The organism is Cupriavidus gilardii, assembly GCF_013347325.1.
GTDB classification, from domain to species: Bacteria; Pseudomonadota; Gammaproteobacteria; order Burkholderiales; family Burkholderiaceae; genus Cupriavidus; species Cupriavidus gilardii.
Genome location: NZ_CP054624.1, coordinates 1,030,563 through 1,043,074 on the forward strand (window position 1 = coordinate 1,030,563; position 12,512 = coordinate 1,043,074).

At 67.0% G+C, this 12,512-nt stretch carries 11 protein-coding genes and 1 pseudogene; 6 read left to right on the forward strand and 6 right to left on the reverse strand.

The window, feature by feature from the left end:
- Positions 1-160 precede the first annotated feature (160 nt).
- Entirely contained in the window at positions 161-1,078 is a 918-nt protein-coding gene (locus FOB47_RS04855) for an HpcH/HpaI aldolase/citrate lyase family protein (RefSeq protein ID WP_174780137.1), read from the forward strand.
- Here the strand turns inward: FOB47_RS04855 and FOB47_RS04860 are convergent.
- A complete protein-coding gene (locus FOB47_RS04860) occupies positions 1,075-1,800 on the reverse strand; it encodes an IclR family transcriptional regulator (protein ID WP_174780138.1) in 726 nt (241 codons plus the stop codon). The two genes, FOB47_RS04855 and FOB47_RS04860, sit on opposite strands and share 4 nt — an antisense overlap.
- A 308-nt stretch (positions 1,801-2,108) precedes the next feature.
- Here FOB47_RS04860 and FOB47_RS04865 point away from each other — a divergent pair, with 308 nt between their 5' ends.
- The 5 genes and pseudogenes from FOB47_RS04865 (at position 2,109) to FOB47_RS04885 (ending at position 6,994) form a co-directional block, all read left to right on the forward strand.
- On the forward strand, positions 2,109-3,122 hold the full coding sequence (locus FOB47_RS04865; RefSeq protein WP_244959292.1) for a hydroxymethylglutaryl-CoA lyase: 1,014 nt from the start codon (positions 2,109-2,111) through the stop codon (positions 3,120-3,122).
- Between the two features lie 22 nt (positions 3,123-3,144).
- Positions 3,145-4,296, forward strand: a complete 1,152-nt coding sequence (locus tag FOB47_RS04870) for a CaiB/BaiF CoA transferase family protein (RefSeq protein WP_174780140.1) — start codon at positions 3,145-3,147, stop codon at positions 4,294-4,296.
- A 91-nt stretch (positions 4,297-4,387) separates the two neighbouring features.
- The gene (locus tag FOB47_RS04875; RefSeq protein WP_244959293.1) at positions 4,388-5,422 is read left to right on the forward strand and encodes a Bug family tripartite tricarboxylate transporter substrate binding protein; all 1,035 of its coding nucleotides are present in this window, start codon (positions 4,388-4,390) and stop codon (positions 5,420-5,422) included.
- A gap of 50 nt (positions 5,423-5,472) precedes the next feature.
- Positions 5,473-5,991 (forward strand): annotated as a pseudogene (locus FOB47_RS04880) (gamma carbonic anhydrase family protein); the annotation flags it as partial.
- Between the two features lie 103 nt (positions 5,992-6,094).
- A complete protein-coding gene (locus FOB47_RS04885; protein WP_174780141.1) occupies positions 6,095-6,994 on the forward strand; it encodes an MBL fold metallo-hydrolase in 900 nt (299 codons plus the stop codon).
- Between the two features lie 63 nt (positions 6,995-7,057).
- Here the strand turns inward: FOB47_RS04885 and FOB47_RS04890 are convergent, their stop codons facing one another.
- The 5 genes from FOB47_RS04890 to atzF form a co-directional block, all read right to left on the reverse strand.
- Complete coding sequence (locus FOB47_RS04890; protein ID WP_174780142.1) at positions 7,058-7,894, reverse strand: GntR family transcriptional regulator; 837 nt, start codon at positions 7,892-7,894, stop codon at positions 7,058-7,060.
- A gap of 76 nt (positions 7,895-7,970) precedes the next feature.
- The gene (locus FOB47_RS04895) at positions 7,971-8,792 is read right to left on the reverse strand and encodes an ABC transporter ATP-binding protein (protein ID WP_174106537.1); all 822 of its coding nucleotides are present in this window, start codon (positions 8,790-8,792) and stop codon (positions 7,971-7,973) included.
- The gene (locus FOB47_RS04900; RefSeq protein ID WP_053824016.1) at positions 8,789-9,625 is read right to left on the reverse strand and encodes an ABC transporter permease; all 837 of its coding nucleotides are present in this window, start codon (positions 9,623-9,625) and stop codon (positions 8,789-8,791) included. Before FOB47_RS04900 ends, FOB47_RS04895 begins: the two co-directional genes overlap by 4 nt.
- A gap of 5 nt (positions 9,626-9,630) precedes the next feature.
- Positions 9,631-10,593, reverse strand: coding sequence for an ABC transporter substrate-binding protein (locus FOB47_RS04905; RefSeq protein WP_053824636.1), 963 nt, complete (start codon positions 10,591-10,593; stop codon positions 9,631-9,633).
- A gap of 175 nt (positions 10,594-10,768) precedes the next feature.
- Positions 10,769-12,466 (reverse strand): allophanate hydrolase, encoded by a 1,698-nt coding sequence (atzF, locus tag FOB47_RS04910; protein WP_174780143.1) that lies wholly within the window; start codon positions 12,464-12,466, stop codon positions 10,769-10,771.
- Positions 12,467-12,512: the final 46 nt, after the last annotated feature.

Below are 12,512 nucleotides of genomic sequence, written 5' to 3' on the forward strand. Positions count from 1 at the left end.
AGTATCGGCCGGGCCGGCTTCGGCGGGCATCACATATGTGATGGTTGACATTGGCCGCCAAACATCATGTATGTGATGGCGGGGTGACGGACGGAAGGGCAGACTGCAGGTCGCGCGGTCGCATACCGCTTGTCCTCCAGCCAACCTCGACATCCATACCATGACCGACGATTCCATTCGCCTGCGCCGCTCCGTCCTCTACGTTCCCGCGGCCAACGCCCGCGCCATCCACAAGGCCGCCACGTTGCCATGCGATGCGATCGTGTTCGATCTCGAGGATGCGGTGTCGCCGTCGATGAAGGGCGCCGCGCGTGCACAGCTTGCGCAGGCGCTGTCGGCGCAGGAATTTGCCGGACACGAGATCGTGCTGCGCGTCAATGCGCTGGGCACAGCCGAGTTCGAGAACGATCTGATGCTCGCCGCCAGCGCGCGCGTCGACGCGGTACTGTTGCCGAAGGTCGGGGACGACGCCGATGTCGTGGCGTTCGCCCGCGCCTGCGCGGCGCGGGCGTGGGACAAGCCGGCGGCGCTATGGGCAATGGTGGAGACGCCGCAGGCAATCCATCGGCTCGACGCGATCGTCGCGGCAGGGAGGGCGGCGACGCCTCGCCTCGAATGCCTGGTGATCGGCACCAACGATCTGGCCAAGGACACCGGTGTATTTGCCGGCGAGGCGCGTCGCTATCTGTTGCCCTGGCTGATGCAGGCCGTGCTGGCGGCGAAGCGCTACGGGGCCGACATCCTCGACGGCGTCTGGAACGACTTCGGGGACCGGGCTGGCTATGCCGCGGAGTTGACGCAATCGGTGCGGATGGCCTTCGACGGCAAGACGCTGATCCACCCGTCGCAGATCGATGCCGCCAACGCGGCATTCGCCCCGTCGGCACAGCAGGTCGCGGAGGCCGGACGGATCGTTGCCGCGTTTGCGGCAGACGCGCATGCCAATGCGGGTGTGATCAATCTCGACGGCAAGATGGTCGAGCGGCTGCATCTGGAGCAGGCGTCGCGGCTGTTGGCTCGCCACGAGGCGATCGTGCAGGCAGAACTGCGGCGAAGCGGGGCAACGCAGCGCGCCTAGCAGTTTCGCGCGACCGCCAGCACCGCGGGCAGCAGCTGCTTGCGGCGCGCATGCAGTCGTGCCACCGGCCCGCCGGTGCCGATGCCCAGCCATTGGCCGCGGATCGGCGTCGCCAGTAGCGTTGCCAATACGCCGGCGCCCGGCGTGGCGAGGTTGGCGGACTCGTAATAGCCCTGTTCGCGCGCCTGCCGCACAGCGCGCATGGTATCGGCCAGGCGCGCCGGCGGCCATGCCGGTTTGTGCTCCGCGTTATAGCGTCGCAGCAGGCGGCCCACCTCGTCGTCGTTCATCCGGCTCATCAGCATGATGCCGATGGCTGTCAGGTGCATCGGGCGCATGCCGCCGGATACGGCGGTAAGCCGAAGCGCATGCGGGGACTCGATGACCGACAGGTACTGCAGCATGATGCCGCTCTGGCGGCCAAGCAGCACGGTCTCGCCGGTTTCTTCGGACAGCCGCCGCATGGCGTCATGCACGGTGGCACTGGCGCCATGCTTGCGCGTGGTCCAGTCGCAGAGGAACGACACGCGAACAGAGGGGCAGAAAGTCCGTGCCTGCGCGTCGAACTCCATATAGCCGCGGGCCACCAGCGTGCGCACCAGCATCGAAGCGCTCGATTGCGGTATGCCGAGCTTCTCGACGATTTCGCTGACCCGCAACGGCCGGCGCTCTCGTTCGAACAGCTCGAGCAGATCGAAGACCCGGTTCGCTGACTTCACCATGCCTGCATCCATCGACTGTCTCCCATGCCGCGCAGCCTGGGCTGCGGGTCATTCTGATGTTGGTGCGTATGGTAAACCGGGGCGTTTCGCCTGCGATGGAGACGCGCCGGTCAGTGTCCAAGGTGTTCATTGCTTCGAGCCCCGCCGGCTGCGCGCGGGGCCGGAAGCTTTCGCGGTGGTTAGACTTTCCGATCTGGAACTGTCGTCTACTCTAATGATCGCTGTAGATCATTTCCGGAATGGCATACATTGCTCCCACCTGGCCGCGCCAGATCGCCGATCTGCCGGCCCGTATCGTTGCGAGAGCCATGAACGCCAGCCATCTTTCCTCCCTTCCAAGCCGCGCCGTGATCCGCGAGGTCGGCCTGCGTGACGGGCTGCAGAGCGTGCAGACCATCGTGCCGACCGAGCACAAGCGTGAATGGATCCGCGCCGCCTATGAGGCCGGCCAGCGCGAGATCGAGATCGGTTCGTTCGTACCGGCACGGCTGCTGCCCCAATTGGCGGATACGGCCGAACTGCTCGCCTTCGCCAGGACGCTGCCGGGACTGTTCTGTTCGGTGCTGGTGCCAAATCTGCGCGGTGCCGAGCTGGCGCTGGCCCACGGCGCCGACCTGATGCTGGTGCCGCTTTCCGCCAGCCACGCGCACAGCCTGGCGAACCTGCGCAAGACGCCGGACCAGGTGGTGGCCGAGGTGGCCCGCATGCGCGCGGCCCGCGATGCCGCCGGTGCCCGCACGCTGATCGAAGGCGGGGTTGGCACAGCGTTCGGCTGCACGATCCAGGGCCATGTCGATGCAAACGAGGTATTGCGCCTGATGCAGGCGCTGCTCGATGCCGGCGCGGACCGCGTCAGCCTCGCCGATACGGTCGGCTATGCCGGTCCAGCGCAGGTCGCATCGCTGTTCGAACGCGCTGTCGCGATGGCCGGCGACCGGCTATGGTGCGGCCACTTCCACGATACCCGCGGACTCGGATTGGCCAATGTCTACGCGGCGATGCAGGCTGGCGTGAGCCGCTTCGACGCCTGCCTTGGCGGTATCGGTGGCTGCCCGCATGCGCCGGGCGCCAGCGGCAATGTCGCGTCCGAAGACCTGGCCTATATGCTCGGCAGCATGGGCATCGACACCGGCGTCGATATCGGCGCGCTGCTGCGCCTGCGCGGGCGGGTTGCAGGCTGGCTTGCTGGCGAGACCTTGCACGGCACGTTGTGGCGCGCCGGCTTGCCGAGGACATTCCCCGGCGTCGGCGCCGACCAGGATGCCGGCCCTGATGTGCCGAGCCGCTGTGGCGCGGCAACTTCCCCGACTTTCCACGCCTGATCGCCGCCAATTGGCTCATATCATGACGCAAAGCAACGAATCCCTGCCGCTTGCCGGCATCCGCGTGGTCGAGTTCACCCATATGGTCATGGGGCCGACCTGCGGCATGATCCTCGCCGACCTCGGTGCCGAGGTGATCAAGGTCGAACCGCCGGGCGGCGACAAGACGCGCAATCTGCCGGGCCTGGGCATCGGCTTTTTTCGCGCCTTCAACCGCAACAAGAAGAGCGTGGTGCTCGACATCACGACCGACGAGGGCCGCGCCGCCGCGGCGGAACTGGCGGGGCAGTGCGACGTGCTGCTGGAGAACTTTCGCCCCGGTCTGATGCGCAAGCTCGGATTGGACTACGACACGCTGTCGAAGTCCTGTCCGCGGCTGATCTATGTCTCGCACAAGGGCTTCCTGCCGGGGCCGTACGAGAACCGGCTGGCGCTGGACGAGGTGGTGCAGATGATGGGCGGCCTGTCGTACATGACCGGGCCGAAGGGGCGGCCGTTGCGCGCCGGGACTTCGGTCAACGACATCATGGGGGGCATGTTCGGCGCGATCGGCGTGCTGGCCGCGCTGCGCGAACGCGATCGCACCGGGCGCGGCCAGGAGATCCAGAGCGCGCTGTTCGAGAACTGCGTGTTCCTCGCCTCGCAGCATATGCAGCAATTCGCGATGACCGGCGAGGCACCGCCGCCGATGCCCTCGCGCGTGTCGGCCTGGAGCGTCTACGACGTCTTCGCGCTGGCCGACGACGAGCAGCTGTTCATCGGCGCGGTCAGCGACAAGCAGTTCGTCACGCTATGCACGGTTCTGGAGCGGCCCGACCTGCTCGACGTGCCCGAGTACGCCAGCAATGCCTCGCGCGTCGCCGTGCGGCCGCGGCTGCTCGAGCAGCTCGGCGGCATCCTGCGGCATCACCGCGTCGCCGAACTGGCGCCGAAGCTCGAGGCGGCAGGCATTCCCTACGCGCCGATCGTCCGCCCGGATCAGCTGCTCGACGACGTGCATCTGAAGGAGAGCGGGGGACTGGTGCCGATGCAGGTCGAGGACGGCTCGACGGCGCCGACCGTGTTGCTGCCGCTATTGATGGGGGGCCGCCGTCCCGGCGTGCGTAGTCCCTTGCCCAAGCCCGGGGAGCACAACGACGAAATCCTGTCGCGCCTGGGCAAAGGCGCGCGCTGACCTCACCGGCGCGCCCGGCGTGCGATGCACGCCGGGCAAGCCCGAACAGGCCGCGGCACAGCGGCCGAACACGACCATCCGGAGACAACTGATGAATTCCTCTCGCCCGCGTTCTCCCGCGCCCTCGCTTCCGAACCGCCGCAACGTGATGAAGCTGGCCGCGGCGGCCGTCACGTTCGGCGTGCTGGGGGTGCCCGCGCTGTATCCCCATCGCGCCGCGCAGGCGCAGCCGGGCTCCGGCAAGCCGATCCGGCTGATACTGCCGATCAGCGCCGGTTCCGGCGTCGATGCGATCGCCCGGGCCGCTGCGCCGGCGCTTGGCAAGGCGCTCGGCCAGCCGGTCGTCATCGAGAACATGCCCGGTGCGGGCGGCATCACCGGTACGGCTGCGGTGGCCAAGGCCGCGCCGGACGGCACCACGCTCGGCATGGTGTCGAACAACCACGCGATCAATCCCAGCGTGTTCAAGTCGATGCCGTTCGATGCGATCAAGGACATCACGCCGATCAGCGTGTTGGGCGCGACCTCGCTGGTGCTGGTGGTCAATCCCAAGATGCCGGCGCGCAACGTCAAGGAGCTGGTCGCTCTGCTCAAGGCCAGGCCGGACGAATACAACTACGCGTCCTCGGGCAACGGTACCGTGATTCATCTGGCCGGCCAGATGTTCCTGGAGGAGGCCGGCGTCAAGGCCCGTCACATTCCGTACAAGGGAACCGGTCCGATGGTCACCGATCTGCTGTCGGGCCAGGTCCAGATGGGCGTGGTCGCGTTGAACGCCGTGCTGCCGCACCTGAAGGCGGGCACGCTGCGTGCGATTGGCCTGTGCGGCGCCACCCGATCGCAGGCGGCCCCCGATATCCCGACCATCGCCGAACAAGGCTTGCCCGCTTACGACATCGAGGGCTGGTTCGCGCTCGTCGGTCCGGCCAACATGCCGCCCGCCGAAGTCCAGCGCCTGCACGACGCCTTCGCCAAGGCCTTCACCAGCCCAGAGGTGGTCGAGGCGCTGAAGAAGCAGGCGACCGCCACGCGCCCGACCACGCCGGCGCAGGCGGCAAAGTTCTTCGCCAGCGAGGTCGCGCGTTATGCCACGCTGGTCAAGAAGGCCAACGTGTCGATCGAATAGCGTGACGCGTCACGCGGGCCTTTCTTCTCCCTACCAACGCATCCTCGAACATGGCTCTCTACCAGCTCGGCGACCTGACGCCGTCCATCTCCGACACCGCCTTCGTTGCGGATCAGGCCACCGTCATCGGCAACGCGCAGCTTGGCGAGCAGGTCACCGTCTGGCCCGGCGCGGTGATCCGCGCCGACAACGAACCCATCGCGATCGGCGATCGCGCCAACGTGCAGGAAGGCGCGGTGCTGCATACCGACCCAGGCTGCCCGCTGCGCATCGGTACCGACGTCACCATCGGGCATCAGGCAATGCTGCATGGCTGCACCATCGGCGATGGCGCACTGATCGGCATCCAGGCGGTGATCCTGAACAACGCGACGATCGGCAGCGAATCGCTGGTCGCGGCGGGCGCGCTGGTCACCGAAGGCAAGTCCTTCCCGCCGCGCTCGCTGATCCTCGGCTCGCCGGCCAAGGCCGTGCGCGAACTGAGCGAAGAGGAAGTGCGCAACCTGCGCGCCAACGCCGCCGACTACGTCAAGCGCGGCGCCGACTACAAGAGCCAACTGAAGAAGCTGGCCCGACAGGGCATTTCCGCCCGAATAAACACGACAAGGAGGAGATATGAACTTGCCCGCGAAGGTGTGGCGGACGGCTGTTGCCTGCATGCTGGCGGCCGCCATGTCGGTCACCGCCGTGCCCGCCACGGCGGACTCAAGGACGGACCGCGACCGCCTCATACTGCTTGGCACCAAGGGTGGCCCGAGCGTGCGTGACGTCGACCAGGTGCCGACGTCGAACGCGGTGGTGCTCGGCAAGGACACGTATCTGGTCGACGCAGGATATGGCGCGGCGCTCCGGCTCGTCGAAGCCAGGATTCCGCTGACTTCGGTGCGTGCCATCCTGCTGACGCATCACCATTCCGATCACAACCTCGACGTTGGGCCTCTGATCTACAGCGCGTGGACCGGAGGGCTCGCCAAGCCCGTCGGCGTCTACGGGCCGCGCGGCGTGGAGAACCTCGTCGCCGGATATCTGCAGTCCAATGCCTTCGACATGACGACGCGCATGCAGGACGAAGGACGTCCCGACCTGCGCCGGCTGATCGACGTCAAGACGTACAGCGAAGGGCCGGTGATGGAGAACGAGCGGATCAAGGTGACCGCGCTGAAGGTCGCGCATCCGCCGATCGACGACAGCTATGCGCTGAAGATCGAAGTGAAGGGCGGCAAGACGATCGTCTTCTCCGGCGATACGACCTACTTTCCGCCACTGGCGGCGTTTGCCAGAAATGCCGATTACCTGGTGCACGAGGTGATGTACGTGCCGGCATTGGAGCGCCTGACGCAGCGGTCGCCAAATGCCAAGACGCTGATGAAACATCTGCTGGCCTCGCATACCCCAACCGAGGATGTCGGCAGGATCGCCGCGGCGGCCGGCGTCAAGAACGTGGTGCTGACGCATTTCGTCCCCGGAGCGGATCCCGCCATGCACGACGAGCAGTGGCTGGAGGGCGTGCGGAAACACTACGGCGGTAACGTAGTGCTCGGCCGCGATCGCCTGGAAATCCCCTTGGACTGATGGAGTTGAAATCGTTCCGGATCGGGCAGGAAATCGGCGCCGGAGGATGCCGGCCTCGCGGCGTCAGGTGAGGCCGTCGCCCGCGGCCCCGCCCTGATGCCGCGCCAGATGCAGTTGGTGCAGCGTGATCTTGCGGACCTCGGCCTGGCTGCTGCCGATATGCGCGCGCAGCAGCATCGTGGCCTGGTCGGCGCGCTTGGCCAGGATCGCGCGCAGGATCTGCGCGTGCTCTTCGTAGGTGGCCTCGATCCGGAACGACTTGGTGAAATCCAGGCTGCGCACCATGCGGATGCGCTCGGTGATGTCGCGATGTACCCGCGCCATTTCGGCGTTGCCGGCCGCCTCCACCAGCGCGCAATGGAATTCTTCGTCCCATTGCCGGACCTGCGCGCCATCGGTACTGCGGCGCGCCGGCTCGACCAGCCAGATCGCGGTCAACCGCTCCAGGCGGGCACGATCGACCGCATTCCCGCAGACCGCGGGCTCGGTGCACAGCCGCTGCGCCGCCGTGGTTTCCAGCACCATGCGCAGGTCATAGAGCTGTTCGTAGCGGTCGAAGTCGAACGGCAGAACACGCCAGCCGCTGCGGAACAACACCTCGACATAGCCCTCCTGCTGCAGGCGCACCAGCGCCTGACGCACCGGCGTGCGCGACACGCCCAGCCGGGCGCATAGTTCCAGTTCGGTGAAGCGGTCCCCGGGCACCAGCCGGAACTGGCCGATATCGCGTTTCAGTCCATCGTAGACCTGGTCGGCAACCGAGCGCCGCGGGCCCGTGGCGACGGCGGCGGGCGTTGCCTTTGGGGGCGCCGCCCCGGTGCGCTCGAGGGCGGTCTTCGGGCTCGCCTTCGTGGGCGCCTTGATGGTGGCCGCGCGTGCCGGCTTGCCGAGGGTCTGCATGGAAAGAAGGTGTCTCCGTCTTCTGCTGGTTCGAAGCATACCGCGCGGCGGGCCGGTCCGGCACGTCGCGCGGCGCTCAGCGCCGTACCTCGCGCTGGAAGATTTCCATGCTGAGCCGCTTGGTATCGACGAAGCTGGGCTGCGACAGCGTCTCGACGGTGCGGGGCCGCGCATCGCCGTAATGCAGGATTTCCGCGACACGCGTCGGCCGCTTGGTCAGCAGCAGCACTTCGTCGGCCAGATAGACCGCTTCCTCCAGATCGTGCGAGACCAGCATCATCGTGGTACCGGTCTGCATGAACACCTCCTGCAGCTTCTCGCGGATGAACAGGGTCATCTCGAAATCCAGCGCCGAGAAGGGTTCGTCTAGGAACAGCACTTCGGGCTTCGGCGCCAGCGCGCGCATGATCGACGCGGTCTGCTGCTGGCCCCCGGACAGCTCATACGGATAGCGGTTCAGGTCGAACTTGACGTCGAAGGAGGCGACCAGCTCGGCCATGCGGCGGTCGACCTCGGCCTTCGATTGCCCGGCCAGCTTCAACGGGTAGGCGATATTGTCGATGGTCCGCATCCACGGGAACAGCGCCTCGCGGTAGTTCTGGAACACGTAGCCGATCTTCGTGTCCTTCAGCGACTTGCCGTCGAACAGGATTTCGCCGGCGTCGATCGGCACCAGCCCGGCAATCATGTTGATCAGCGTGGACTTGCCGCAGCCATTGGGGCCGAAGATCGAGACAATCTTGCCCTTCGGAATATCGAGATCGAAATTCTCGTACAGCGGCCAGCCGGCGAAGTACTTGGTCAACCCACGGATGGTGATATGCGTGCCGGCGGGGCCGGGGCGGAAGGCCGGCTTCGGCGTGTCCGCGAAAACGGGGGCGTTGATCACTGCGCTCATCTGCCGCTCCAATGCACGATCCGGCGTTCGATCACCAGAAACAGGATGTTCAATACATAGCCGAGCGCGCCCGCGGCCAGGATCGCCGCGTACATGCTCTTGACGTTCAGCACCTGCTGCGCGTCGATGATGCGATGGCCAAGACCGTTCTCCGAGCCGATGAACATCTCGGCGACAATCACGATCACCAGTGCCATCGACACCGCCGAGCGCAAGCCGACGAAGGAGGGCTGCAGGCTTTCCCAGATCAGCACGTCCTTGAAGATCTGCCAGCGCGAGGCGCCCATCACCTGTGCCGCCGCCACGCGCTGCTTGCGCGCGTTGATCACGCCGTAGGCGCTGTTGAATACCACGATCAGCAGGGCGCCGAACGCGGCGATCGCCACCTTGTTGATGTCCGATACGCCGAAGATCAGCAGGAACAGCGGGATCAGCGCCGACGACGGCGTCGAGCGAAAGAAGTCGATCAGGAATTCGACGCTGCGATAGGCCTTCTCGTTGCTGCCGAGCAGCACGCCCAGCGGCATGCCGACCACCGCGGCCACCAGGAAGGCCTGCAGCGTGCGCGCGACCGTCACCAGGAAGTCGGTCAGCAGCGGACCGCCGAGCAGGCCCGATACCAGCGTGGCGATGGTGTCGGACGGCGGCGGCAACAGGATGGCCTTGATGAAACCGCCGCGCACGGCGAGGTCCCAGATGATGAACAGCACCAGCGGGCCAACGAAGGGCAGCAGGCGGCTGCCCAGCGACGGTTTCGGCGGCGCCGGCGTGGCTGCCGCCGCCGCGGCGGCCCACGGCGGAGAGGCTGGCGAAGTCGTGGTCGTTTCCGGCATGGCAATCAACCCTTGTAAAGCATCGAATCGACCAGCACGCGCTTGCTGAAGATGCCCTTCTCGGCGAACAGGTCGAAATACTTCTGGAAGTAGGCGACGTCGCTGGGCTTGAAATCGGTCGAGAACACGTAGTCGACCATCGGCACCTCGGCCGTCAGCGCGCCTTCGATCGCGGTATAGCCCTTCAGCGATGCGCGAGCCTCGGGCAGGTTCTTCTGCACCAGTTCGACGCCGCGCCGATAGGCCGCGATGTACTTGCGCGCCGCGTCGGGATGCCTGGCGATGAATTCACTGGACAGGCTGGCCGAGCCGCCGAACCAGGGCGCCATTGGATCGCCCAGCAGGTATTTGGCGATCACGCCTACTTCCAGCGTGCGGGTCGCGCCATTGAGGCGGCCGATCGTGCCGGTCGGCTCCAGCGTGTAGCACGCTTCGATCTGCCCGGCGGCGATCGCGGCCACATGCTGGCCGATCGGCAACTCGACCACGGTGGCGCCGGTCGCACCGGCGCGCTCGAGCACCGTCCTGGCCATCAGCACGTTCTGTACGCCAGGTCCGCAGCCGATCTTCTTGCCCTTCAGCTCGGCGATGCGCTGGATCGGACTGTCCTTGGCGACCAGGAATTCGTCGAGGACGTACCTGGCATTGCTCGGATTGGCGCAGAAGATCTTGACCAGTCCCGGCTGTGCGATTTCGCCGATCGCCAGCGCGGCCGATGCGGTTCCACTGGCGCTGCCCTCGGCGCGCCCGGCGAGGATGGCTTCGGTGACCTGCTGCGGGCTGGCGAACTTGAGCGCCTGCACGTTCAGGCCCGCCTCCTTGAAGTAGCCCTTGTCGATGGCGGCGAAGAAGGGCAGGCCAGAGGCCACCGGCCAGAAGCCGATGCGGATCGGCGGCGTGCCTTGCGCACGCACGATGGCGGGGGCGGCGATGGCGCCGAGCGCGGTCGCAGCGGCGGCCTTGAGCATGCGGCGGCGGCCGCGTTGCGGCGCCGTGGCGGTGGCGGGAGCCGGCAACGCGTCGGCGGCACGGAAGGGCATGGATTCACGGGGCATCAGATCGCTCCTGGAGGTTGAGATCGCTGGTCGGTAGTAAGGGACGGGATGGATTCGGTGTGCGCAGTGCTGGGCTGCAAGGAACGCGTCAGGCGTTCGCCGCGACATAAGCGCGCCAGCCGCCGAAGTGGCTGATATCGGTGGCGCCGGCCAGTGCGAACGGCTCGCACAGGAAGCCCTGCACCTCGCCGCCGTCGTCCAGGCGGATGCGTCCGATGCCCAGCGGCGCGGGGATCAACGCGACGAACGAACCGTAGGCCTGCACCGGCATCTGCCAGATTTCCACCGCGATCCGGTGCCCGGTGCCGGGCGCGACGCGCAACAGCCCGGGCTTTGCCGGCGTGCTGTCCGGCAGCGCATAAAGCCGATAGTCCGCGGCGGTCATGGCGTGGGATACCAGGCGCCCGTGGCGCTCGGTCAGCTGGTGGTTCAGCGGCATGCCGCTCAGATGCGCGCCCACCACGGCCACCCGCACGGTGTCCTGGTCCGCCGGTACGAGCCCCGGGATCGGGCCGGGCGCGGGCAACGGCAGGCCGGTGGCGCCCTGCGTCAGTCCGCTGCGGTGGTGGTAGCGCTGCCCCAGTTCGGCCAGTTGCAGATCGCTGCCGCACGGGCCGATCAGCGTGACGCCGAAGGGCAGGCCGTCCGCGCGCAGGCTGCTCGGCACCGACAAGGCCGCGTAGTCCAGCAGGTTGACGAAATTGGTATAGGCGCCGAGATGGCGGTTCAGCGCGATCGGGTCGTCGCGCATCTGCGCGATCGTGTAGTGGGTCGGTGCGGTCGGCACCAGCAGCAGGTCGATACGCTCCCACATCGCTGCCGCGCGCTGTCCGAGGGCACGCAATCGCGTCTGCGCGTCGAACACGTCGGCCGCGCTGTAGTCGCGGCCACTGGCAATGATGCCGCGCACCGGCTCGAACACGTCGGCTTCGTGCGCATCGAAGAAGCCCCGGATCGCGGCATAGCGCTCGGCCACCAGCGCGCTGTCGTAGAGCAGGGCAGCGGCTTCGGCCAGCGGCGCGTAGTCGATCGTCACCGGCTCGCCGCCCAGTTCGCGCAGCCGTTCGATCGCGGCGCTGAACTCGCGCTCGGCCAGCGCATCGCCGCGGAATTCGAGCGTGTCGGGCACGCCAAAGCGGAAGGCGGCGGGAAAGGGGCGCCGGCAAAGCTGCAGAGGGCGCGAGTAGGGATCGAGCGCATCGTAGCCTTGGGCAACGGCCAGTACGCGGCATGCGGTGTCGACCGTGCGCGCGAAGATGGACACGCAATCGACGCTCTGCGCCGCCGGCAGGACGCCGCGGGCGCTGATCAGACCCTTGCTGGGCTTGAGCCCGACGATATTGTTCAACCCCGCCGGCACGCGGCCTGAGCCCGCGGTATCGGTACCCAGCGCGAAATCGACTTCTCCGGTGGCCACCACATAGGCCGAGCCCGAACTCGATCCTCCGGACACATAGCGGGCATCGAAGGCGTTGGGCACCGCGCCATAGGGCGAGCGCGTGCCGTTCAACCCGCAGGCGAACTGATCGAGATTGGTCTTGCCGTACAGCGATGCACCAGCCGCAAGCAGCCTCTGCACCACCGGCGCGCTGTCGCGGGGCATCCGGTCGAAAGCGCGGCAGGCCGCCGTGGTCGGGTAGCCGGCCAGGTCGATGTTGTCCTTGATGGCAAACGACAGGCCGACCAGCGGGCCTGTGGCCGCGCCGGCCAGCGCAGCGTCGAAGCGGCGGATCCAGGCCGGGGAGATCTTGTCGTGAACAGTGAGGTCGGTAGCGGCAGTTAGCATTTTTGGTGCATCCAATCTTGTATCCAAGATGGAATGCAACCGCCGT

Excerpts from the sequence above, each read along its gene's own strand:
- atzF (WP_174780143.1), bottom strand. The coding sequence starts at position 12,466 with ATGCTAACTGCCGCTACCGACCTCACTGTTCACGACAAGATCTCCCCG.
- FOB47_RS04855 (WP_174780137.1), top strand. The coding sequence starts at position 161 with ATGACCGACGATTCCATTCGCCTGCGCCGCTCCGTCCTCTACGTTCCC.
- FOB47_RS04875 (WP_244959293.1), top strand. The coding sequence starts at position 4,388 with ATGAATTCCTCTCGCCCGCGTTCTCCCGCGCCCTCGCTTCCGAACCGC.
- FOB47_RS04900 (WP_053824016.1), bottom strand. The coding sequence starts at position 9,625 with ATGCCGGAAACGACCACGACTTCGCCAGCCTCTCCGCCGTGGGCCGCC.
- FOB47_RS04895 (WP_174106537.1), bottom strand. The coding sequence starts at position 8,792 with ATGAGCGCAGTGATCAACGCCCCCGTTTTCGCGGACACGCCGAAGCCG.
- FOB47_RS04865 (WP_244959292.1), top strand. The coding sequence starts at position 2,109 with ATGAACGCCAGCCATCTTTCCTCCCTTCCAAGCCGCGCCGTGATCCGC.
- FOB47_RS04870 (WP_174780140.1), top strand. The coding sequence starts at position 3,145 with ATGACGCAAAGCAACGAATCCCTGCCGCTTGCCGGCATCCGCGTGGTC.
- FOB47_RS04885 (WP_174780141.1), top strand. The coding sequence starts at position 6,095 with ATGTCGGTCACCGCCGTGCCCGCCACGGCGGACTCAAGGACGGACCGC.
- FOB47_RS04905 (WP_053824636.1), bottom strand. The coding sequence starts at position 10,593 with ATGCTCAAGGCCGCCGCTGCGACCGCGCTCGGCGCCATCGCCGCCCCC.
- FOB47_RS04890 (WP_174780142.1), bottom strand. The coding sequence starts at position 7,894 with ATGCAGACCCTCGGCAAGCCGGCACGCGCGGCCACCATCAAGGCGCCC.
- FOB47_RS04860 (WP_174780138.1), bottom strand. The coding sequence starts at position 1,800 with ATGGTGAAGTCAGCGAACCGGGTCTTCGATCTGCTCGAGCTGTTCGAA.